The sequence below is a fragment of the Polyangium mundeleinium genome, from assembly GCF_028369105.1.
Classification (GTDB): Bacteria; Myxococcota_A; Polyangia; order Polyangiales; family Polyangiaceae; genus Polyangium; species Polyangium mundeleinium.
This window is the reverse complement of record NZ_JAQNDO010000001.1, coordinates 3,405,213-3,428,063: the sequence shown is the minus strand read 5'-3', so window position 1 is coordinate 3,428,063 and position 22,851 is coordinate 3,405,213. Positions and strand designations below refer to the sequence as shown.

The window sequence follows — 22,851 nt, the reverse complement described above, 5'->3', positions numbered from 1 at the left end:
GTTTGCGTCCGCGCGAAGAGACTAGCAAACGTGAAGCATCCCGTCTGGATATGGCATCAAAGTCGCGGATCGACCGGCTCGCTTTCCAGCGCCAGGATCGCAAACACGCATTCATGTACACGACGTAAGGGCTCGCCCCGGACGAAACGCTCGAGCGCCTCGACGCCAAGCGCGAGCTCCCGGAGAGCCAGCGAACGTTTCGCGCCGAGGCCACGGTTGCGGAGCCGCGCGAGGTTCTCGGGCAAATCGTACTCCGGCCCATAAATGATCCGGAGGTACTCGCGGCCGCGGCATTTCACGGCTGGCTGCACGAGCCCGCGTTTGCCCCGCGCGAGGAAGGAAATGGGCTTCACGACCATCCCCTCGCCGCCGGCCGCGGTGAGCTCCTCCCACCACGCCGCGCCCGTCCGCTCGCTCGCCTCGTCCCCGAGCGTGACCTCCACGTGCCGCGTCGCCACGAGCACCTGCCCGTCCGCCTCGGCGAGCCGCGCGGCCATGGCCAGGTGGAAAGGATGGTCCCGGTCGACGAACACGCGCCCCTCGGCCGCGAGCAAGTGAAACGGCGCGACGCGATAATCCTCGATATGCGCGACCGGCCAGCAGTAACGTCGATACGCGTCGACGTAAAGCGAGGCGGCCCGCGCTCGTTCGCGCATGCGCGAGAGCAATTCGCCCGTCTCGATCCCGCGCTCGTTCGCCTGCACGAGCGCCTCGATGCCGGCCCCGAGCGCCGACCGGCTGGCGCTGCCCACGGGCGCGTATTGCACCCGGACGAGCGCCTGCGCCTTCGCCGACCACGGCATGATCTCGGCGTCGAGCACGAACCATCCGCCGACCTCGTCGAAGAGCCCGCTCGCCTCGGCCGCGCGCCGCACCCGCAAAAGGAGCGCCTCTTCGAACGCCGGATCGTCGAAAAACGGCCGGCCCGTGCGCGTATACACGATGCCCGCGCGGCCATCTGTCGTGCCAAACCGCTTCTTCGCCGTCGCCTCGTCCCGACAAACGACAATCACGGCCCGCGAGCCCATGTGTTTTTCTTCGCAGATGACGCGCGGGACCTCGTTCCGCCGGAAATACGCGAAGGCCTCGGCCGGATGCTCCAGCGTGCCCGGGAGCTCGCTCGTCTCGGTCGGGGACATCGTGGGCGGCAGGTAGACGAGCCAGCGCGGATCGACCGCGAACCGGCTCATCGCCTCCAGCGCCGCCGCCGCATTCTCCTCGCGCACCGTGACCCACCGCGCGAGGCGCGTGCTCACGGGCCGCTTGCCGATCACGTCGTCGATATCAAGCGTGTCGTCGTGCGCCTGCTGCGCCGTGCGGCCCTCCTCGGGCGCGACGGAAATCAGCGGCTTCTTGGGCTCGCAATATTGACGCGTCGCCGGCACGCTAACGATCTCGCGCTCGGGATACCGGAGCGCCGTGAGCGAGCCGCCGAAGACGCAGCCCGTATCGATGCAAATCGTATTGTTGAGCCAATCCGCCGTCGGGACCGGCGTGTGGCCATACACGACCGTCGCGCGGCCACGATACTCGGACGCCCAGTTGTGCCGCACGGGCAAACCATACTCGTCTGTCTCGCCCGTCGTGTCGCCGTAAAGCCCGAATTCGCGCACCCCACCCGAGGAGCGCCCCTGCATCGACGCCTTCATGCCGGCGTGCGCGACGCAGAGCCGGCCCTCGTCGAGCACGTAATGGCTGACGAGATCGTCGATGAAGCGCGCGAGCTCCGCCTGAAACGCCTCGGTCGTAGAGGCGAGCTCGGCGAGCGTCTCGGCGAGGCCGTGCATGATCGTGACCTGCCGGCCGCGGAGCACCTTGAGCAGCTTCACCTCGTGGTTGCCCGGCACGCAGAGCGCGGCCCCGCTCTGCACGGCCGTCATGACGAGCCGCAGGACGTCCACGATCCGCGGGCCTCGATCGACGAGATCCCCGAGAAACACGAGGCGCCGTCCCGGCGGCGGCGTCACGCGCACGCCGTGCGGGCCCGCGGCCGGATCCCATTCGACCGTGTAGCCGAGATCCTCCAGCAGCACCTCGAGCTCGTCGCAGCAGCCGTGCACGTCGCCGATGATGTCGAACGGCCCGTGCTCGTCGCGGCGATCGGTCCAGAGGCGCGTGCGCTCGATGCGGACACCCTCGATCTCCTCGGGCATGCGCAGCACGTGCACCACGCGGATGCCCTCGCGCTCGATCCCGCGCAGCGACGCGCGGAGATCCTGCGATTGGCGCCGCACCACGTGGGCCGCCACGTTGCGATCCGTGCGGTTTTCGTTCCGCTCGGCACAGACCCGCTCGCCCACGTCGAACGCGATCGCGGTCGCGAAGACGTGGTGCTTGCGCGCGATCGCCACGAGCGGCTTGCGGAACTCGGGCCGCACGTTCGTCGCGTCGACCACCACGAGCTTGCCCGCCTCCAGGCGTTTGTCCACGACCAGGTGCAGCACCTCGAACGCCGAAGCCGACGCGCTCTGATCATTCTCGTCGTCCGACACCATCGCGCGGAACATGTCGGACGAGACGACCTCGGTCGGCGCGAAATGCTTCCGCGCAAAGGTGCTCTTCCCCGATCCCGACGCACCGACGAGCAGGACGAGGCTCGGCGTCGGCAGGGAGATCGTAGGTTCTTTTGCGGGAGCCGCCAAAGCGCCCGGGGCTTCCGTGCTCATCGGGAGAACACCGCCATTTGGGTGGGAGAACCGAGCGTGTCGTCGGCCGGCCCGATGGGAGCAAACCGGACCGCATATCCATTTCGCTCCGCGACGCTGCCCGCCCACGCCTCGAATTCGGCGCGCGTCCATTCGAAACGGTGATCCTTGTGGCGCATGTGGCCCGCGGGCAGCGAGGTGAACACGACGTTGTATTCGGCGTTCGGCGTGGTCACGACGACGACGCGGGGACGGGCGTGCGCGAAGACCGAGCGCTCGAGCGCGCCGAGGCGCGAGAGCTCCATGTGCTCGATGACCTCCACGAGCGTCGCCGCGTCGAAGCCCGCGAGGCGCGCGTCGCGGTAGAGCAAGGAGCCGTGCAGGAGCTCGATCCGCTCGGATTTCCGGCCGCCGTGCCGATCGAGCTTCAGCCGCTCCGAGGCCACGTCGAGCGCGCGTTGCGAGACGTCGACTCCCACGAGCTGCGTGATCGCCCGGTTCCGCACGAGCTTCGCGAGGAGCTTGCCCTCCCCGCAGCCGAGATCGACCACCGTCTTCGCGCCCTCGTCCGAAAGCGCTCGCGCCACGGCCTCGATCCGGGCCTCGTCGAGGCGCACGGGCGCCTCGATTGCGGCCTCCTCCTCGGCATGCGCCTCGGCCTCCGCGTCGGGATCCTTGGCCTCGCCCGAGACGAGCCGATCGAGCGCGGCGCGCGCCAGACGCGCCCGGTGCTTCAGATATCGGCGCGCGATGAGCTCCTTTTCGGGGTGCGTCGCGAGCCACCCCTCGCCGTGGTAGACGAGCTTCTCCACCTCGTCGTCGCCGACCCAGTAATGCTTGTCGTCGTCGAGCACGGGGACGAGCACGTACACGTGCGAGAGCAGCTCCGAGAGCGGGCACGCCTTGCGCAAGCGGACGTCGTGGTGCGTGCCCTCGCCCCACGCGGGGAAACGCTCGTCGAGCGGCAAACGTGACGCGGTGACCTCGTACCCGAGCGGCTCGAACAGGGACCGGAGGAGCGTTGCGCCGCCGCGGCACGGGACCGCCGAGAGCGTCGCTTCGAGCGCGATCGACGTCTGCACGAGCTCCGGCCGATCCTTGCAGCGCCCCGCGAGCGCCGAGCCGAGCACCTGCGCGATGGCCACGCTGAGGAACGACGACGCAGCGTACGGCCGGTCGTTCACGTACTGATCCACGAGCCCGCCCTCGGACGAACCGGGCCGGCCGCGCACGAGGGCGACCGGGTCGAGGTCGACGAGCAGCGCGGCCGTCACGGCCTCGGCCGAGGCCTCGGGATAAAAGACGTGCGCGCGCCCGAACGCGAGGGGGAACGTCTGGAGTTTGTCGGGGTGCTTGTGCAGCAAGTACCCGAGCCCCGACGCGTGGGGGCCCGTGGCGCGAAGGGTGAAGAGCATGCGAAGACCGTTCGGCCGAGGCTATCAAAGCCCGGCGTCCGGGTCACCCCTCGATCTCGCCGCGGGAGCGCCGTTTTTCCCGGGAGAGGCGCCTCACGACGAACGCGGAGAGCCCGACGACGAGCGCGAAAGGCACGCCACCGGTCCTGCCGCCCCTGCCCGCGCCGGCGGCCTCGCAGAACACGCCGTTGCCCTCGAGGCCCACGACGGGCACGGGGGCGCAGACGCCGGGCGTCGAGGTCTCCGAGGTGCAGAACGATCCCGCGGGACAACCGTTGCCCGCCGCGCCGCGGCAACCTGCCTGGCAGAGGCGCGCGGGGATGTCGCAGACACGCCCGCTGCCCGGCGCCCCGCAATCGGCGTCCTTCGCGCACTCGTTCGGCGCGGGCGTGCAAACGCCGCGCGAGGCGTCCGAGGACGAGCACACCTCGCCATGAGGACAACCATTGCCCGCCGCGCCGCGGCAGCCGGGCACACAAGCGCCCGCCTCGCAGACGGAGCCGCTCACGGGATTGCCGCAATCGGCGTCCGTGAAACAGGTGTACGCGTCGTCAGAAGGATCGTTCGGGTTCGTCTCGCCCGGATCGAGCACGCCGTCGTGATCCGCGTCTTCGGCCCCGTCCGGTTTGCCACCGCCGTCCGTGTCGGCCTTCGTCGGATCCGTCGTCGTGGCGCCGAGATCGCCGTCGGGCACGCAGGTCATCGCGGCGAGGTTCGTCGCGGGATCGTCACAACCGTAACCCATCTCGGTGCCGTCGAAGAGGCCGTCATCGTCGCTGTCCGGATCGAGCGCGTTGATGAGCCCGTCGCCGTCCGTGTCCTCGGCCATCGACGGCTCGGCGCCGTCGGGTACGCCGTCGTCGTCCGTGTCGGCGTCATTCGGATCCGTGCCGAGCAGGACCTCCTCCGCGTCGGTCAGCCCATCGCCGTCCGTGTCCGCGCAGCCCTCGTCCGTCACGCCGTTGCAGTCGTCGTCCACGCCGTTGCACGTCTCGTTCGAGGGCAAACCCGGCGTCGCGTTGCACGTCGTGCCGAAAAGCGCGTCGCAGACGAAGACGCCCTGCGCGAGGCACGCGCCCACGCCCACCGTGCACGAATCGCCGAGCCCGAGCCCATTGTCCACGACGCCGTCGCAGTCGTCGTCGATGCCATTGCACGCCTCGGCCTCGGGTATCCCGGGCTGGGCGTCGCATTGCGTCGTCGCGGGCCCCGAGCACACCTTCACGCCTACCGCCTCGCACGCACCGAGCCCGGACGTGCAGGCCTCGCCGACATCAAAATTCTCGTCGGTCAGCCCGTCGCAATCGTCGTCGATCCCGTTACACATCTCCAGCACGGGGTTCCCGGGGTCGACGCTGCACTCGCTCAAAAGCTCGTCGCTGGTGCACACGATGACGCCCGACGCCGCGCACGCGCCGACGCCCACGTCGCAAGGCACGCCGAGACCAAAAATTTCGTCGGTCTCGCCGTTACAATCGTCGTCGATCCCGTTGCAGGTCTCCGTGCCAGGCTCGCCGGGGAACGCGTCGCAGGACCTCGTGAGCCCGTCACACAGGATCGAGCCCGTGGCGAGGCAGGCCCCGACGCCGACGTCGCAGGGAAATCCGGAGTCGAGGCAATCGTAAAGGCAGGTCGCGCCATAAAGGGCGATCGGATCGGCCACAAGCCCGGCGAGCGTGAGGGCGCCCTTGTCCGAGATCAGGTCGACCGTGAGGCTCTGCGCGTCGTTCGACGATCCGCACGCAAGCCGGAACGGCGTCTGGTTGGCGATGCCGAGATCCACACGCGCGACAGCCCAGTCGATGAAGAAGTCGGCGTCTCCGCTCACCATCGTGGAAGCCGCGACGGAGCGCGCGTGCGTCGACGCCGGGTAACTCTTCACGAGGGTCTCCGAGATGTCCGCGGGCGATCCATCGTTCTGCGGACTCGTGTTTCGCCGGAGCTCGACGACGTCCGAGCTCCCGAGGACCCCGATGGAGAGCTCGTGGCTCGCGAGGTTGCCGTCGGTATCGATGAGACAAACCCAGCCGAACGCCTTGAAGTCCGCGGGCGGCATCTGAAGCACCGCGTCGTTGATCCGCAGCCGGACGTAGAGGAAATTGGCGTCGCCTGCGAAGTAAGCCGCGGCGGCGCCCTGCGCGGAGTCGCTGACGACGTCACGCCCAGATCCCGCATCCCCCGGTGGATCCGCGACCCGCACGCCACCCCGAACGAGCGGTTTCCACGTAGCGTTGGCGGGGAACGTCTGGGCATCCGCCGACGCGGGCAGGGCAAACGAGGCGAGCCCGAGCGCCGCGGCGAGGAACGCGGATCCAGCGGAGCGACGAGGGCGGAAGGTCGAAGCCATGGGCGTCGGCTGATCGTGCCGGGAAGCGCGTCGCGGCACAAGGGGCCGATCACAGGTTCGCCATCCGCTCCTCGAACGCGCGCAAGGTCTGCCGGCCCGCGCTGCGATCGTAGATACCGAAGACCACACGATCGAAGGCGCCCTCGAAGCGCGGATGCACGATCCAGCGCGCGAGTACGTCCGCGACCTCGCGCGGGTCGTTGCGGAACACGCCGCAGCCCCACGCGCCGAGCACGAGGGTGCGGTGCCCGTGGAGGGCGATGGCGGCGAGGACGTACGCCGCGCGCCGCTCGAGGGCCTCACGGATCGCGGGGCCCGCCTCCTTGTCGCGGCGGAGCGCCTCGCCCGCGTTCGGGGCCGGCGCCGTCACGATCGACAACGTGAACGGTTCGTCGAGCAGCGCGAGCCGGTCGTCCCGGAAAAACGGCACGTCGGGCGAGTAGATGAGGTGATCCGTGTAGATCATCGACGCCGTCGCCCGGTTTGCCTCGTAATACTTCGGCTGCCGGAGCAGGCACGTATAAAGCGCCGAGCACCGGGCGAGGTCCTCCTCCTGGGCCTTGGCGCCCCCCAAAAATCCGCCGCCCGGGTTTTTCGCCGATGCGAAATTCAACGCGGCGACACGCGCCTCTCCCTCGCGGCAAAGCCTCCGCCCCGCGGCCGCGGTCGTCTCGTCCGTCACCTCGACGCGGATCGCTCCGGGGCGCCGCTCGCGAGGCTCAGCGCGCGCGAGATCACCCGGCGCGTAGAGCACGGTCCCCGCCGCGGCGGCTTCGATGAGCGAGCCGATCCGGACGTGCAGGCCTCCGGCACTCTCGTATTTGCCCCGCGCCACGATGTCGAGGGTCTCGGTCGCCACGCTGCCGAGCTTCATGTCTCCTCCGAAACGGCAAACCAAGTCATACCGCGAGGATACGTCACGCGCCGCGCGATCGGTCGATCTTCCTGTAAGTCCCGACGTCGACCTCCGTTATGCTCGGGCCATGACCTCGCGCGCGCGTGCATTCCTCGTCCTCCTCGCGCTGTTCGCCACCCTCGCTTCGAGCGCGGGCGGCTGCGGCGGCGGCTCGCCCCCGGCCTCGATGGCAGGAGCCCCCGCGAACGCTGGGGAGGCCGCTCCCTCGTCCGTCGAATCCATGGATACGGCGGCGGCGCCGGAGGCTCCCTACGACGCCGACGACGCAAAAGCCGAAGCTCCGCCTCCGCCTCCGCCGATGGCCCCGGCAGCCCCGATGGAGCCCAGCGCCGCGGCGCCCATGCCCACCTCAGCGCCGGTGCAAGCGCCGGGCGGCGGCGGGGCGCCACGCCTCGCGGTCGAGCAGAAGTCGGCCGAAAAAGGCGCAACCGCGGCGAAGCCCAAGGCCGTCGCGGGCTCGGACGAGGCGACGACGTGGAAGCGCGCGCAGAGCGGGGCGCACGCGGTGCGCGTCGAGATCGGCGATCGCGAGGCGCTGCCGGTGCGCAGCGTGCAGGCCAAAGTCGCGATCGACGGGTTCATGGCCCGCGTCGTGCTCGACATCGTGGTCAAGAACAACCGCCCGGAGACATACGAAGGCACGCTCAAGCTCCGCCTGCCCGTGGGCGCGTCGCCGTATTACTTTGCATTCGGGCAGGACGCGATGGCCATCGCGGGCGACGCCGTCCCGGCATTTTTCCCGGCGGACCGAGCCCGCGGCATGGGCGGCGAGCCGGCCGAGATCCGCCGCGCGCGCGAGTCCGCCTGGCAAGGCGTGAAAGAGGCGCGCATGGTGCCGAAGGAGAAGGCCGCGCTCGCCTACACGCAGACCGTGCGCCGCAACGTGGATCCGGCGCTGCTCGAATGGGCCGGCCCGAACGTCTTCAACACGCGCGTCTTCCCGCTCGTCGGGGGCAAATCCCACCGCATCGTCCTCGGCTACGACGTGCCGCTCACGCGGATCGGCGAGGATCTCGAATACAGCTTCGATCTGCCGGAGAACGTCGGCAGCAAGGCGATCGATTTCGCCGTCGTGGCCCCGCAGGGCGCGTCCGTCGATGTCACGCCGGTCGCGCCTGCCTTCTCGGGCCCGGACAAACGTTTCTATCGCTTCGACGATCCGTCCGGAAAAACGGTCACGGTCCGCATCAAGAAGCCGGGGGCCGCGCACGTCGTCGCCACGGACGCCGCGACGGGGCCGTATTTCGCGGCCGACATCGCGCCGCAGTTCCCCGCGTCAGCGGCGGCGAAGGGCGAGGAGAACGCGCTCTTCCTCGTCGACACCTCGCTCTCGTCGAACCCGGACCGCTTCAACGTCTGGCTGAAGCTGCTCGACGCGCTCCTCGCGAACAACGAGGACACGATCAAGCACTACAACGTCCTCTTCTTCAACATCGAGCAGACCCTCTGGAAGCCGCGCTTCGTCACGAACGACGCCGCCTCGCGCCGCGAGCTCCAGACGTTCGCGCAAGGCCTCGCGCTCGAAGGCGCGACCGACCTCGGCGCCGCGCTCGGCCGGGCCGCGACGGCGCCCGGCGCCCCGCAATTCGACGTCTTCCTTCTCAGCGACGGCGCCGCGACCTGGGGCGAGCCCGACGCGCAGATGATCACGCGCCGCCTGCAGAAGACCCCGGTCCGCTCGATTTACGCCTATCAAACGGGCCTCGCGGGCACGGACGTCGACGCGCTCACGCTGCTGACGCGCGAGACCGGCGGCGCGCTCTTCTCCGTCACCGGCGACGCCGAGGTCGCCAAGGCCTCGACCGCGCACAAGAGCCGCCCCTTCCGCCTGGTCTCGGCGCGCGTCGCCGGCGGCAGCGACGTCCTCTTCGCCGGCCGTCCCCGCTTCGTCTTTCCCGGCCAAACCCTGCGTGTCGCCGGCCGCGGCGCGCCCGAGAAGGACGCGACCGTCGAGCTCACGCTCGAATCCGGCAGCGGCACGCAGGTCGTCAAGGCGCCCCTCGGCCAGGCGATCCCCTCGCCGCTCGCCATTCGTGGGTATGGCCAGATCGCGGTCGCGCAGATCGAAGAGCTCGCCCCCGCCACCGAGACCATGGCGAAAGCATATTCGATCCACTTCCGCGTCCCCGGCAAAACCTCGTCGCTGCTCATGCTGGAGTCCGAGGCCGATTACCAGCGCTTCGGCATCGTGCCCGAGGACTTTGCGCGGTCCATCAAATCAGCGGCGGCGTCGCGGATCGTGGAAGACACGCTGGCCCTCTCGGCCTCCGCGCTCGGCAACCCCAAGGCCACGTTCCTGCGCTGGATCGACGGTTTGCCCACGACACCCGGCGTGAGCCTCACCGTGCCGCCCTCGTTCCGCCAGGCGCTGAACCAGATGCCCGAGGAGAGCTTCCGGGTCGACGCAGCTCCGCTCGCCGTGAAATCACGCGACAAGAAATCGATCCCGGCCCCCGTGCTCGCCGACCTCGCCGCGCACAAGCTCGATTACGATCGCATGACGAACGAGGCGGAGCGCCGGCGTGCCTCGCTCGGGCCCGCGGACGCCCTCAAAGCGCTGAGCTCGCTCGTCGAGGAAAACCCCGGCGACGCCGTGCTCGCGCGCGACATCGGCGTCACGGCGATGAGCTTCGGCCTGCCCGCGGACGCCTTCCACCTCTTCCGCCGCGTCGCCGTGGCGCGCCCCTACGAGCCGCAGACCTACCGCGCGATGGCGCAGACCCTCACGCGTCTTGGCCGCACGGACCTCGCGATGGCGTATTTCGAGGTCGGCCTCGCAGGGCAATGGGAAGCGCGGTTCGGCGAGTTCCGCAAGATCCTCGCGCTCGAATACTTCGACCTGCTCCAGCGCGCGGCCCGCGGCGACCTCAAGACGAGCGTCCCCGAGTACGTCAAAGGCCGCCTGCCGCAGGTGGCCCGCGAGACCCAACTCCAGAGCGCCGATCTCGTCGTGATGATCACCTGGAACACGGACGCGACCGACATCGACCTGCATGTAACCGAGCCAAACGGCGACGTCTGCTACTTCGGCAATCGCCAGACGCAGATCGGCGGAATGCTCACCCTCGACGTCACGCAGGGCTATGGCCCGGAGATGTACGTCCTGAAAAACGCGACGGATGGCAGGTACAAGATTCAGGCCCATTACTTCGCGTCGGACCGAAACCGCGCCTCGACGCGGACGAAGGTGCAAGTGATCGTGTTCGAGGACTTCGGCACGAGCGCGCAGAAGGCGACCGAGAAGGTCATCATGCTCGAATACGGCAAGCAGAAGCACGACCTCCTCGAGATCGTGCGCAAGGCGAAGCCGGGCCAGAAGCCCAAGTCCACGTTGGAGATGGCGGGGCCCTGAGCCTTGCGGTGTTCGTGCGTGATTTCGGGGGGATGGGTATGAAGGCGCCGATGGGCATCGGCGCCTTCGAGGTGCCCTGAATCAGGGGGTTTGCAGCAGGTTCGACGCGTCGATCCCGAGCTGCTGAATGCCGGTCGGTCCCGCGGGGAGGTAGACCTCGTCGTCGATGATCCGCGGGGCGTTCGAGCCGCCATAATACCAGGTCTTGAAGAAGGCCTGGGCGAACGGCGTCTCCGGCGCGTCGAGGTTCACCATCAGGACCCCGTTGTACGTCGAGAGGAACGCGCGCTTGCGATCGACGTGCTGCAGCCAGAGGTAGGTCGGTAGGCGCGTGGTCGAGAGCGCGACGAAATCGTCGCCGTCCGGGCGCGGCGCGAAGACGGAGAACGCGGGGGAGACGCTCGCGTAATAGGCCCCGTGCGACTGCCATTGCAGCCCGTGCACGACGACGGGCAGGCCGCCTTCGTCCACGCCGAAGGAGTTCACCCGGCGGAACGGCAGGTGCTCGTAGTTCTGCAGGTGCGCAAGGTCGCCCGAGAGCTCGAGCTTGGCGATCCCCGAATCCACGAACCGCTGCCCCCACAGTTTGTCCTGCGTGAAGAGGACCGAGCCCTTCTTGGCGACGAGCTCGCCCGGGACGTTGATCGCCGGGCCGAGAACGGGAGACGCGGGGTTCGTGACGTCGAGGCGACGAACGAAGTATTGCGCGTAGGGCCGAGCATCGAGCGGCACCTCCACGGATTTCTTGACCGTGACGTAGAGCGAATCGCCGTCGTCGAGCAAACGAACCCCGTCCTCCTCGACGTGCGTCTGAACGACGCCGCCGACCTTCGGATCCGTGGGATCCGAGAGATCGAGCACCTTGAACGAGTATCGCGAGGTGACGGGGTATTGGTCGGCGCTGTAGCAATAGCCGGAGAGCGGCTCCGGCGTCGCGCCCTCCGGGAGCGGCACGCACGACGGCTCGGCATCCGCGTGGTCGGTGCAGGTGGCAAAACCGCCGACGCAAACCTCGGGGTTGCCATTGATCTCATAACAATCACGCTGGCCCGCGAGGTACGTGCAGCCCTCTTCGCCGAAGCAATCGGCATTCGTGTAGATGTACTCCCAGCACTGGGTCGCGTGGATCGGCTCTTGCCACACGGCTTCGGCGTTCGTGAAGACGAGCGAATCGCCGATCACGCGGACGGACGAGGCGTATTGGTTGCCCTCGTACACGGTCCCCACCCCGGGCAAATCGTTCGTGACGAGCGAGCCGGCCTCCGTGGGATTCGTGGGGTCGGCGAGGTCGAAGACCTGCGCCGTGGTCTGGTAGTTCGGCCAGTTGTTCGGGACCGATGTCACCGCGACGAGTTTGTCGCCCACCGGGAAGAGCGACGAATTCGCGGGCACCTCGAAGCTCGCGACGGGCGTGGCGAGCTCGACGTCTTGGCCCTTGGGGACGATCTCCACGACCTTGGGGCCGTTCGGATCCCACCACCAGTAATACCAGTTCGGCTCCTTCACCCTCGCGATGTGGGAATTGCCGACCGGGAACACCTGGCTGAACTCCGGCGCGAGATCGAGCTGATCACGCAGGACGGGGTTGTCCGGGTTCGTCTGGTCGTAGACGCGGAGCTCCCGCTCCGACAGGTTCGCGCCATTCTGGTTCGGCAGGCGGAAGGCGCGGCGCACGGGATCCGAGTGCAACATGACCCCGCGCCGCGTCACCGTGTGGTCCGAGAACGTGAAGATCTGGACCGCCGATTTCGTCTCCCATGTCCCGTCCGCCCCATATTGATACCCATAAAACGGGAGGAGGACGAGGCCCGTCTCCGTCTCGCCGCTCGGAGAGAGCACGTTCACCGCATTGTCCGACACGGTGAAGGCGCGGTGATCCCAGCTCGCCTCGGACCAGTTCCATCCGCCGCCTTGCCCGCCGACCTCCGACCGCGTCACGAGCGGCTGCGGGTTCTCGAGGTTCGTGATGTCGTAGAGGCTCACCGCGAGCTTGCGCGAGCCATTCTCGTCGTTCACCCCGATGCCGATGAGGCGCGACGCGGAGAACGCCGGCCGGAAGAAATCGTTCCACCCGGAGACGATGAACTCGCTCTTCTCCTCGACGCTGCCATCCGCGCCGACCGAGAAGGCGTGGAACGGATCCGTCTGCATGTACGTCACGGCAAACGCCCGATCATCAAGGAAAATCGCGCCGAACATCGCCTGATCCGTCCCGAAGGCGACGTGATCGATGGGGACGAGCGTGTCGAGGTTCGACGCGTCGTACGTCGTGAGGTGGCTCTGCTTGCCGACGCCCCACCGCGGGCCGGAGAAGACGCGCAGGACGTCGCCGCGCATATCCATGTGAAACTGCGAGCGTACGAAGCCCGGGACGGTGATCTCGTCGCGCAGGGTCATCGAGCCGTCGATGTTCGAGATGTCCACGACCGCGACGTTGCTGCTCTGGTCCGACCACGCGGAGTTGCCGCGGGCCACGAGCAGGACGTCGCCCTCGGCGTGCACGTCCGTCACGTCTCCGCCGAGCGTGATCTCCGATTTCGAGATGAGCTTCGTGGGGGCCACGTCGAAGCTCTTCACGGTGCTCGTGAGCACGTACTCCCAGTTGCCGTCGACCTTCTTGTACTCCCATTCGCTGGCAGCGACGTAGAGCGAGTCCTTGGCCTGGCCGTTCGCATAACGGCTCGTCTGGATGTAGCCCGGGATATACCGCTGCGAGAGGAGCTTCGGGTGCTGCCGATCGGCGACGTCGACAAGCAAGATCGTCCCGCCCGTTCGGTTCTCCACGACGAGCTTCTCGGGGTGCCCTTCGTAGCCGGACCACTCGTTCAGCAGGATGACAGCGCGATCGCCGTCGACGTACATCTCGACGGGCGTGCCCTGAATGGGCAAACGGCCGACAATCTCGGTGTTCGAAAGGTCGCCGATGTCGATGACCTGAAGTCCCCGATAGAGGTTCAGGTTGAGGAGCATGCCGTCGCTGAGGACACGATAAATATCGCCCTCCTCGAGCTCGCGTTCTTCCTCTTCCTCCTCTTCCTCCTCCTCTTCTTCCTCCTCTTCTTCGCCCCATTGGAGCCAAGGTTCGTCGGCGGAGAGGAACGACGTGGCGCCTTGCAGCGGCATCGACGGCGGGTCAGGGCGCGCCTCGGGGCCCGTCGGGAGGGGCGGGAGCGGACGGACATTCGGCGGATCGTCGACCTTCGGGGGCACCGGGTCGAGGTCGACCCCGCTGCCTCCGCCGAGCGGCCCGCCCGTCGGCTCGGCCCCGCAACCGGCGCACAACAACACGAGGAGGGAGCCGCAAAGCCCAGCACGCGACAGGGAGAATCCGGCCCGGAGAGCCCGCATGACCTTCGTCCTTTCCGTCATCGAAAAACGAGACACGAAATCTCGAAGATCTAACGCATGCCGGGAAGAAGAATCAAGTGGGAAGCGCGGGTACCAATCGTGCTCTCCAGGGAGCGCCGGAGAGCGCGCGCCTGTTCAGGGGTGGACGTACACGAGCGTGCCGCCGGCGGGGGTCATCGCGCCGTGCCACGCGGCCGGGACGGGGGGATCGGTAAACTCGAAGAGCCAGGCCGCATCCGCGGGCGAAACGTTCACGCAACCATTGCTGCGCGCCTTGCCAAATTCGTCGTGCCAGTAAGAGCCGTGAATGGCGTAATTCTGGTGGAAGTACTGGACGTAAGGCACGTCGTGGAGCTCGAAGGCGGCCTCGCTCGCCGGATCGCCGTCCATCGTCGCCGTGACGTGCTTCGATTGCACGAAAAACGTGCCCTGGACCGTGGCGCCCGTGATCTCCGGGTCCGAGAGCCCGCCCTTGCCGGTGGAGACGAGCGTGGCGAACACCGGCGTATTTCCTTCGTACGCGACGAGCATCTGCAACTCGATCGAGATGTCGATCCAGCGCTTGCCCCGCTTCGCGTGGCCCCATAGATCCTGCCCGAGCCGGCCGATCCGCAGGCTGCTCGCCGCGAGCCACACTCCCTCGGTGGTCTCCAGGTAGGCCGCGAGCGCCTCGCCCGGTTTGCCCTCGGCGCGGTGCGTGCCGCCGCTCGACGCGCGCCCCGTGAGCACCCATCCGCTCCGGAAAGGGACGTACTCCGCGGGCCGGAGCTTGCCCTCTTCGTCGGGCCGGAGCGCGCGGAGGCCCTGGTGCATGACGAACGCCGGCACGCCCGGGGCCTTGAAGACGACGCCGCGCAGCTCGGAGACGTGCGCGGGCCGCGTACGATCGATCGGCACGAGGTCGAGCTCGGTCGTGAGGCCGAAGCGGCGGCCCGTCCAATCGAAGGAGGCCATCAGCCCGAAGGCCGATCGCGCCTTCGCGCGACCGCGGTGCGCGTGGAACCGGACCTTCTCCTCGGCGCCCGCGGGCTTCGGCAAATCACGGCCGGATTCGAGGAACGCGGAGATCGGATCGGCGTCGCCGATCGTCCTGCCAATCTCCTGCATGATCCAGTCATTCATGCCCCGGGCGCCGAGCGGACGGCCCTCGACGGTGTGTTGCTCCTCGGGCGTGGGGAGGTGGACGTAGAGATGCGGCGGGGGGCTGCGCGAGACGACGTAATGGTACGGGAAAGGTTCGCCCCGGCGCGGGCCGCGGACGGCGGCGAGGGCGATCGGGTGCTTCGTGTCGAGCGTCGCGCCCGTGCCCACGCAGACGTAGCCACGCGGGTGGATCCGATAAAAACCGCCCTTGCATCGCTTAAAGCCGGCGGGCTCGGCGGCGCGCGGGACGATGGCGCCGGCGCGCAGGTATCCGAGGCGCGTGGACTGGTAATCGGGCGCGATGTACACGAAGTTGCGCATCGCGATGCTGGCGAGTTCGTGGCCCTGGCCCGGCTCGAGGTCCGCCGGCGCGGGGCCCTCGGGCTCGGGCTCGCTCACGGCCGAGGGCTGGGGCGGGAGCGGAAGCGCGCCGCCCGAAGCGAGCGACGCCGCGGGCACGGCCGGATCCGGCCCCTCGACAGAGCGTCCCGGCGGCTCGTCGGGCGCGCCGCACCCGACGAACGCGGCGAGTGCCAGGGCGAACGCGAAGAATCGCGCTCGCGGCACCTCGTTCAGGGGCGTTCGGCGCGCGTCCACGGCGGGGGACTATAGCCGATCCTCGCCGGACGCGAGGGGTTTGCCCGCGGAGGGCGAGAAGCGCGTTTTTGGGCTCCCGGAGAGGGTTCGCGTCTGCTAGGTTGAGGGGCATGGATCCAAAGCCTGCTCGGTCGACGGTCCTCCTCGCGCCGTCGCGCGGCGGCGGCGCGGCGCTGTCGTTCCCTCCGTCAGGCTCCCGCCCGGGGCGGTTTCCGCCGGTCGACGAGCACGTGGTCATGCCCGAGACGACGCGGGACGAGATGATCCGCGGCCGCAAGGTCGTCGCGCAGCCGGCGCTCGAGCCTCACGCGGACCTGCAGACGAGCCTGGATTTTTTGATCCTTCCGCACGTCCGGCCGGGCTACCGGCCCTCGACGGAGCTGCTCACCCGCGTGTCCGAGGGCTCGAACTTCGCGACCGACCTGTCGATCCGGCGGGAAGGGCAGGATCCGGCCACCGGCCGGCGTTTCCTGGAGGAGATCTCGTTCGAGATCGTGAACGAGCAGAGCGTGCGCGACGTGGTCGAGAAGGCCGAGGATCTCGCGGAGCGCGGCGTTCGTCGGGTGTTCGCGATCTTCGTCAAGCGCCGCGAGGTCTGCGAGTGGTCGACGGAGAAACACGCATTCGTGCCGCTCCTCTTGGACGGCATGCTGGAAGATCCGTGCTTCGTCCGGCCCATTGCGGTGCGCGCGCTCCTCGACGCGCAAAACGCGGAGCTCGAGGTGGTGCGCGCGCTCGAACGAAAAGGAAACACGGAGCTCGCAAAGCTGAAGGAGCACGCGCGCGACGAAGGCCGCGATGAGGGCCGCGAGGAAGGCCGCCGCGAGGCGCTTCGGACCCTGCTCCAGGCTCGCTTCGGCGAGATCTCGGCGGACGCCGACGCGCGAATCGCCGGGGCCAGCCGCGCCACGCTCGACGCGTGGATCCTGCGCCTGCTCTCCGCGACGACGCTCGACGAGGTCTTCGCGGAGCCTTGAGCGTTTTCCATGCGCGGGCGCGCCTCTTTACGCTCGCGACGTCGATGAGGCACGATGGCTCCCCATGCCGCGCGCCCTCGCCCTGCCCCTGACCTTCGTCACGCTGTTCGTCCTGCCCGCCTGCGGCCCCTCCGAGGCCTCCGGCAGCGGCGGCGCTGCGTCGAGCGGATCCCAGCAAAGCAGCGGCGCAGGCGGCCAGGGCGGCGACGCGGGCAGCGGAGGCGTAGGCGGCGGCGGCAGCGGAGTGGGCGGGCGCGGCGGGGCTCCGGGCCCCTCGGCCTGGCAAACCGTGCTGGATGCGCAGGACCTCGACGGCGCGGTGCTCTCGATCTGGGGCGCGAGCCACTCGCACGTGTTCGCGGTCGGCGGGCCGCTCGGCAATGACGGATTCGAGACGCTCGTCGTGCATTTCGACGGCGCCACGTGGAAGCGGCTCTCCCCGGGCGGCGCCGAGACGTACTGGTGGGTGCACGGCACGGGCCCCGACGACGTGTGGTTTGTCGGGGAACAAGGGCGCATCACGCACTGGGACGGCGCGTCGTTCACGGAGCACGCGTCCGGCGTGGAGGCGACGCTCTGGGGCGTCATGGCCTTCTCGAAGACCGAGGCCTTCGCCGTCGGCGGCACGCCCGGCGGTGGGGTTGGCGCGCCAAACGACATCGTCCTCCGCTGGGACGGCGCGACCTGGACGCCCGAGCCGCTGCCCGGCGCGCCCCTCGGCCGCACGCTCTACAAAATCTGGGGCAGCACGCCCGAGGATCTCTATGCCGTGGGCGAGAAAGGGACGATCTGGCGCAAAAAAGGCGCGGCGTGGTCGCTCGTCGAGCCTGCGCCCACGCCGGGCAAGCTGCTCACCGTGTCCGGGTGCGGGGCGAACGAGGTGTACACCGTCGGCGGCGCCGTCGTGCTCCGCTTGGACGGGGACGGTTTTTCCGAAGTGAACATTTCCCTGACGAACCTCGTGAGCGGCGTCGCCTGCGGCCCCTCGGGATCGGCGCTCCTCGTGGGCGACGGCGGGCAAAAGCAGCGGCTCGTGGACGGGGCGTGGATCGACGAGTTCGTGATCGAGCCCTACGACGACCTGCACGCGGCCTGGTCGGACGGGGAAGGCTCGTTCTGGGCCGTGGGGGGCGATTTTTATGCGCCGAAGGCCGCGGGCGTGCGCCGCAAGGGCGTCGTCGCGCGGTATGGCCCGGGGACCTTGCCCGGCGAGGTGCAATGAGCGCGGACTAGTCGCCCTCGACCTCGTCGAGCATCGTGGTCAGGGCCCGGAGTGCGTCCACCGTCGTGAAGAGCCCCACGACCGTATCGCCCTCGACGACCACGGCCGAGCCGTATTTCTTCTCGGCCATGGTGCGCGTGACCTCGGCGAGCGGCGTCTCGGGCGAGACGCTGTAGGGCGGGCCCAGGATGAAGTCCTCGACGCAGGCCATGCCCGCGTCGACGACGCGCATGTTCTCCACGATCTTGAGCTCGCGCTCCGACAAAAGGCCGATGAGCTTGCCGGCCTCGTCGATGATGGGCAGGTGCCGGAAGCCGTGCTCGTCGAGCAGCTTCATCGCGCGCGCCATGGTGGTCGTACGCGGGACGGTCAGCGGGCTCCGGGTCATGTATGTGCGGACGATGCGGCGCGTTCCCATGCGGTAACGCGGTACCGCGATGCGACGCGCTCCGCAAGCGCGGAGCAACGTATCACGAGACGTCTCGTGGCCCGAGAGGAGGCAGGACGGGCGCGAATCGCTCCTCGAACGAGGCGTCGACGAGCAGGCTGCGATCGAGCTCGACTTTCGTTCCGTCCTTGCCGACGAGCCGGTACCGCGCCTCGCCCATGGCGTCGACCGCGACGAACGAGGTCGTCCGGGTGCGAAGGACAGGCTCGATCGCGAAATACCGGGTCAGGAAGACGCGAATGCGCTGCGCCGCGCGCTCGTTGTCCATGTACACGCCGCCGTGCGGGAGGCGGAAATAGACGCGGCTTTGGGCGTCGACGCGGACGTAATAAAAAGCGTGGCTCTGCACGCCGTGCCCCCAGAAGCCGACGAGCAAGTATCCCTCGGGGGCCGTGCGGAGAAACGGGCCGATTTCGTCCTGCCCGAGGGCGACGCCGTGCGCGTGCGCGACCTCGGAGCCGACGAGCATCGCCGTCCCGTCGAACGGACGGAGCGGATCCGTGGGGAGCATGCCCTCCGGCGGAAGGATGCCGAACCGGTCGTGGAAGGTCTGGACGAGGTCTTGCATCGGCACGCGCCGGGCTCACCAGAGCACGCGCCCCTCCATTCCGCCGGCGACGAGGAGCGCCTCGCCCGAGAGGTGCCCCGCCATCGCGGGAGACGAAAGAAACAGGACCGCCCGCGCGACGTCCGTCGGGGTCGCGAGCTTTCGAAGCGGCATGGTCCGCAGCGTGGCCTCGAGCGCGCCGTGCTGCGCGAGGCACGCCTCGACCATCGGCGTCACGGTCCAGCCCGGTTCGACCAGGTTCACGCGGCCGCGCGGATCGAGCGATACGATCTCGTTCTTCAGCGAAAGCATGAGGCCCCGGAGCCCAGCCTTGCTTGCCGCATACTCGCTGTGCCCGCGTTCGCCGAAACGACCGGCGGTGGAGCCGACGAAGACGAGGCTCGCGCCGCGTTCATCTTCGCGGGGGCCTTTTCGCGCGAGGGAGGCGAGGAATGCGCGCGCGGTCCAAAGGGCGCCGAGCAGGTTCGTCTCGACCACGTCGCGGGCGCGGGCGGGATCCATCTCGTGCAGCGGCGTCGCGTCGGGCGGCCAGATGCCGGCGCACGCGACGCAGACGTCAACCCGACCGAACGTCGCTTCGGCGTCGCGCATGGCTTGGTCCACGGCGGCGGGATCACGCACGTCGCCCATGAGCGAGACGGCGCGCGCGCGGTCGCCTTCGGGCATGCCGTGGCGCGAAAAGGCGACGACGGAGGCGCCCTCCTCGAGGAACGCGCGGCATATCTCGTTGCCGATGCCGCCGGAGGCGCCGGTCACGAAGACGACGGAGCCCTGTAGTTCCAGATCCACGGAACTCCGCATAAAACGAATGCGGCCCGACGACAAGCCGACAAGCACGAGCCGAGCCTTCCCTTCGAGCCTGGCCCTGCGATAGCCTCGCGGCGATGCAGCGCGGCGGCAAACGAGCGTTCAGGCGGATGGGTGCGTGGTGCGTCATGGGGTTGGCTCTCGCGGGGCTCGCCGCCTCGTGTGGGGGCAGCGGAGAGAGCACCCCGCGCGAGGCGCCGAAGACGCCGGCCGTCGCCGAGCTGCCCGCCTGCACCACGGAGGCCTGCGAGGACCTTGCGGCGTGTCCTTTGACCTCCAAGGAGCACCTCGACGCCTTCAACTGCCGGCCCTGCGGCGAGGACGCGGCGAAGGACTGCGAGGACGCGAAGGCCTGCACAGTGCGCGACGCGCGGAGCCTGGAGGCGCTGCTCTGCCGGGCCATCCGGCAGGAGGTGCCCTGCCAGGCGGCCACGACGCGCGTGCTCGAAGGGTGGCGCAAGGACGGCGAGCTCCCGTTCGTCGACGAACCCATCCTGAAGCGCGCCGTGGAGGAGCGTTACGCAAGGCAAGCGAAAGCCGCCCTCGCGTGCCCGAGCGCGCCCGCGCGCTGAACGTTCTTCCTCAACGCACGAACACCGGGTTCGTGAACGAGAGCGGCGGGACGCCGGGCACGTAGGCGTCCATGGGCTTGCTCCCGCGGGCGATGGCGAGGATCCAGTCGCCCTTCTCGAAGGTCTCGCGGCTGCGTTGCTCGATCGGGCCCTTGCGGCCGGCGAACGGGAAGGTCCGCAAGGTTTTTCCGCGCTTGACGAGCTCGATCCGATCGACCTCGATCCACGGCGGCGCGTCGACGCGCACGACGACCTCGGCCTCGCCCGGCGCGATCGTCTCGCCCATTGCTTTTCCGCCGACCTCGATCCGGACGAACGGCCCTCCCGAGACGCTGACGTTTCCCTTCCGCAGCGCGTCCACGAAGGCCGCCTCGGAGACCGGGACGTTTCCGTCGTTCCCGACGAACACCATGTTCCGGGGCAAACCCGCCTCGTGGTAGACGAGCTTGTGCGAGTCGGAGTTTCCCGTGCCGACGACGCGGAAGCCGGCGTCGAGCAGCGCATACCAGTCGCGCATGACCGGCTCCACGCCGGCGATGTAACGGGAATGGTCGCCGTTGTAGACCTCGAGCAGGTCAAAGCCCATGTCGGCGATCGGGGAGCGGTCGAGCCAGCCCCGGAGGTCGTCCGTATCGAGGCGGAGGAGCTCGAAATAGCCGATGCCGCCCCAGCGCGGGTGGTTCACCTGGAGGAGCGTGCTCGTGCCATAGGGTTTTTGTGTGCGCGCGGCGGCGAAGATCTCGGCCGGCAGGACGCCGATCCAGGGGAGCGGCAGGGACGCGGGCAGGAGCGGGAAGACGTTGAAATGGCCCCAGGCCGGCGAGGTGACCTCGTCGCCGACGATGCTCATGAGATCCGAGGCGAGCCCCATTTCGCGGATCGTGGGGCCGTAATCGGTGACGGCGTTGTGATCGGTGGCCACCGCGACGTCGACCCCCACGGAGACGAGGCTGCGGACGCGCTCGGCGAGCGGCGCGGGAGCGTCGGGGGAAGGTTCGGCGTGGAGGTGCAGGTCGGCCGAGACGAACCCTTTTGTATCGACGACATGTTCGAGCTTGGCGCGGACGGAGACGTCGCGACCCGCGGCCACTTCGATGTCCTCCTCGTGGGCCGTGTACGAAAAGCCGCGCGTGAGGGCGACGTGGTATTTGCCAGGCGGGAGGAAGAGGTCACGCTCGCCGCGGTCGAGGTACACGACGTTGAGGGCCGCGCCCGCGAGGGGCTCGTCGCCCCAGTCGGGATCGGGGGTGCCGTCCTTGCCGCGCACGAGGAGCCGCGCAGGGACGGGTTTTCCCCCTTCGGTCGCGGCAATCCGGAGACGCCCGGCGGAGGGTTTGGCGCGGGCGGCTTCGGCGGCGATGGATTCGGCACGGATCCACGGGCCGGGGGCGTGGCCCGGGGCGACGAGGCGGGCGTCGATGCAGCCCTCGGGCAAGTCGATCCCGCGGTCTGTCTTGCCAAACATGCGCTCGTCGGCCGCGAGCTCGGCATAAACGCGGCGGCGGCCGGCCGCGTCGCAGCGGGCGAGCTCGACGCGTGCGCCGCGCACGGGAAGCGTGGGAATCGAGACGCGGCGGCGGGTGGCGGGGGCGCGGCAGGGCAAGGCGAGCGCGGCGTCGCCGGAGGAGCGCTCGCTCAAGGTGACGGCGACACGACGTCGCTCGGAGGCGCCCGCGTGGACGACGGGGACGACGCGCTCGCCAGTGAAGGCGGCCTCGAAAAACCCGTATTCGGGCGAGCCGAAGCGGGCGAAGAGCGGGCCCTCCGCGGAGCACAAGGCGTACGCGGTGCCGAGGCTGTGGCGGGCGACGAACTCGGTCCGCATCTGCAAGGCACTGGCGACGAGGCCGACGCCCTCGACCCAGGTGGGCACATTGCCCCAGTGGATGTTCTCGCCGAGGGTGACGGCGAGCGCGGGGAGACGCTTGGCGGCGCCGACGGGGCCCGGATCGACCGGCTCGATCTCGGGCGCGGCAACGGCGACGCTCTCGATCCAGAGCGCATCCCCCGGGCCGAAGAAATAAAAACTCACGTGCGAGAGGGGCTGTCCACGCACAGAGCGATCCACGCGGACGACGTTTTTCTTTTCGCCGACGAGCTCCACGCGGACGACGTCGGTGGCTGCGACGCCGAGGCCCATCTGAAGGACGGATTGCAGGGAGACCATTCCATCCGCGCCGCCCTCGGGGCCATAATCGATGAGGTGGCCGCGCTCGGAGACGACGGCGACGCGGCCCGCGTGCGAGAGGACGAAATCACCCGGGCGAGCGTCGACCCGCAAACCTTTCAGCGGGACGTTTTCGCGCGACGCGACGGGCGCGGCGGTGCCGAGCGCGCCGCTCGGCGGTTCGACGGGGACCTCGCGCGGGACGACGGGCGCCGGCGGCTCCTCGGGAGGATCCGAGGCAGGAGCGCCCGTGGGGCCCGTGGGCCCGGCTGCGCAGGAGGCGGCGAGCGCGGTGAGCGCGAGGACGAACGGGGAGGAGACACGCAT

14 protein-coding genes are annotated in these 22,851 nt (G+C 69.1%); 4 read left to right on the top strand and 10 right to left on the bottom strand.

From position 1 onward, the window contains the following. Positions 1-56 precede the first annotated feature (56 nt). The 4 genes from POL67_RS13860 to POL67_RS13845 are packed head-to-tail and all read right to left on the bottom strand — an operon-like array spanning position 57 to position 7,281. Positions 57-2,666 carry a polynucleotide kinase-phosphatase gene (locus POL67_RS13860; RefSeq protein ID WP_271917789.1) on the bottom strand — a complete coding sequence of 870 codons (2,610 nt, stop codon included), beginning with the start codon at positions 2,664-2,666 and terminating at the stop codon, positions 57-59. Then, positions 2,663-4,060: a 3' terminal RNA ribose 2'-O-methyltransferase Hen1 gene (locus tag POL67_RS13855; RefSeq protein WP_271917788.1), complete on the bottom strand. Its 1,398-nt coding sequence runs from the start codon at positions 4,058-4,060 to the stop codon at positions 2,663-2,665. Before POL67_RS13855 ends, POL67_RS13860 begins: the two co-directional genes overlap by 4 nt. Before the next feature lie 43 nt (positions 4,061-4,103). Next, entirely contained in the window at positions 4,104-6,407 is a 2,304-nt protein-coding gene (locus POL67_RS13850; RefSeq protein WP_271917786.1) for a MopE-related protein, read from the bottom strand. A 49-nt stretch (positions 6,408-6,456) separates the two neighbouring features. Then, positions 6,457-7,281 carry a TIGR02452 family protein gene (locus POL67_RS13845; protein ID WP_271917785.1) on the bottom strand — a complete coding sequence of 275 codons (825 nt, stop codon included), beginning with the start codon at positions 7,279-7,281 and terminating at the stop codon, positions 6,457-6,459. 109 nt (positions 7,282-7,390) lie between these two features. Between POL67_RS13845 and POL67_RS13840 the strand changes: the two genes are divergently transcribed. Then, positions 7,391-10,675, top strand: a complete 3,285-nt coding sequence (locus tag POL67_RS13840; RefSeq protein ID WP_271917784.1) for a DUF2135 domain-containing protein — start codon at positions 7,391-7,393, stop codon at positions 10,673-10,675. An 81-nt stretch (positions 10,676-10,756) separates the two neighbouring features. Here the strand turns inward: POL67_RS13840 and POL67_RS13835 are convergent, their stop codons facing one another. Together POL67_RS13835 and POL67_RS13830 are read right to left on the bottom strand one after the other, a co-directional pair. Next, positions 10,757-14,044 (bottom strand): beta-propeller domain-containing protein, encoded by a 3,288-nt coding sequence (locus tag POL67_RS13835; protein WP_271917783.1) that lies wholly within the window; start codon positions 14,042-14,044, stop codon positions 10,757-10,759. Positions 14,045-14,158: 114 nt separating this feature from the next. After that, positions 14,159-15,763, bottom strand: coding sequence for a L,D-transpeptidase (locus tag POL67_RS13830; RefSeq protein ID WP_271917781.1), 1,605 nt, complete (start codon positions 15,761-15,763; stop codon positions 14,159-14,161). A 110-nt stretch (positions 15,764-15,873) separates the two neighbouring features. On the opposite strand from POL67_RS13830, the gene POL67_RS13825 reads away from it, so the two are divergent. Together POL67_RS13825 and POL67_RS13820 are read left to right on the top strand one after the other, a co-directional pair. Further along, entirely contained in the window at positions 15,874-16,740 is an 867-nt protein-coding gene (locus tag POL67_RS13825; protein ID WP_271917780.1) for a PDDEXK family nuclease, read from the top strand. 64 nt (positions 16,741-16,804) lie between these two features. After that, positions 16,805-17,962, top strand: coding sequence for a beta propeller repeat protein (locus POL67_RS13820; RefSeq protein WP_271917779.1), 1,158 nt, complete (start codon positions 16,805-16,807; stop codon positions 17,960-17,962). Between the two features lie 7 nt (positions 17,963-17,969). On the opposite strand, the gene POL67_RS13815 is transcribed toward POL67_RS13820, so the two are convergent. From POL67_RS13815 to POL67_RS13805, 3 genes are read right to left on the bottom strand one after another with little or no spacing between them, the layout of a single operon-like run. Then, positions 17,970-18,380: a CBS domain-containing protein gene (locus POL67_RS13815; RefSeq protein WP_271917778.1), complete on the bottom strand. Its 411-nt coding sequence runs from the start codon at positions 18,378-18,380 to the stop codon at positions 17,970-17,972. Positions 18,381-18,432: 52 nt separating this feature from the next. After that, positions 18,433-18,984 (bottom strand): hypothetical protein, encoded by a 552-nt coding sequence (locus POL67_RS13810; RefSeq protein WP_271917777.1) that lies wholly within the window; start codon positions 18,982-18,984, stop codon positions 18,433-18,435. Between the two features lie 9 nt (positions 18,985-18,993). Beyond that, a complete protein-coding gene (locus POL67_RS13805) occupies positions 18,994-19,767 on the bottom strand; it encodes an SDR family NAD(P)-dependent oxidoreductase (RefSeq protein ID WP_271917776.1) in 774 nt (257 codons plus the stop codon). 146 nt (positions 19,768-19,913) lie between these two features. On the opposite strand from POL67_RS13805, the gene POL67_RS13800 reads away from it, so the two are divergent. Beyond that, positions 19,914-20,357 carry a hypothetical protein gene (locus POL67_RS13800; protein WP_271917775.1) on the top strand — a complete coding sequence of 148 codons (444 nt, stop codon included), beginning with the start codon at positions 19,914-19,916 and terminating at the stop codon, positions 20,355-20,357. A 10-nt stretch (positions 20,358-20,367) separates the two neighbouring features. Here POL67_RS13800 and POL67_RS13795 read toward each other — a convergent pair whose 3' ends face one another. Then, positions 20,368-22,851: a CehA/McbA family metallohydrolase gene (locus POL67_RS13795; RefSeq protein ID WP_271917774.1), complete on the bottom strand. Its 2,484-nt coding sequence runs from the start codon at positions 22,849-22,851 to the stop codon at positions 20,368-20,370.

Coding starts and splice junctions, on each gene's coding strand:
- POL67_RS13840 (WP_271917784.1), top strand. CDS start 7,391: ATGACCTCGCGCGCGCGTGCATTCCTCGTCCTCCTCGCGCTGTTCGCC.
- POL67_RS13855 (WP_271917788.1), bottom strand. CDS start 4,060: ATGCTCTTCACCCTTCGCGCCACGGGCCCCCACGCGTCGGGGCTCGGG.
- POL67_RS13815 (WP_271917778.1), bottom strand. CDS start 18,380: ATGGGAACGCGCCGCATCGTCCGCACATACATGACCCGGAGCCCGCTG.
- POL67_RS13860 (WP_271917789.1), bottom strand. CDS start 2,666: ATGAGCACGGAAGCCCCGGGCGCTTTGGCGGCTCCCGCAAAAGAACCT.
- POL67_RS13825 (WP_271917780.1), top strand. CDS start 15,874: ATGGATCCAAAGCCTGCTCGGTCGACGGTCCTCCTCGCGCCGTCGCGC.
- POL67_RS13850 (WP_271917786.1), bottom strand. CDS start 6,407: ATGGCTTCGACCTTCCGCCCTCGTCGCTCCGCTGGATCCGCGTTCCTC.
- POL67_RS13795 (WP_271917774.1), bottom strand. CDS start 22,851: ATGCGTGTCTCCTCCCCGTTCGTCCTCGCGCTCACCGCGCTCGCCGCC.
- POL67_RS13820 (WP_271917779.1), top strand. CDS start 16,805: ATGCCGCGCGCCCTCGCCCTGCCCCTGACCTTCGTCACGCTGTTCGTC.
- POL67_RS13835 (WP_271917783.1), bottom strand. CDS start 14,044: ATGACGGAAAGGACGAAGGTCATGCGGGCTCTCCGGGCCGGATTCTCC.
- POL67_RS13800 (WP_271917775.1), top strand. CDS start 19,914: ATGGGGTTGGCTCTCGCGGGGCTCGCCGCCTCGTGTGGGGGCAGCGGA.
- POL67_RS13845 (WP_271917785.1), bottom strand. CDS start 7,281: ATGAAGCTCGGCAGCGTGGCGACCGAGACCCTCGACATCGTGGCGCGG.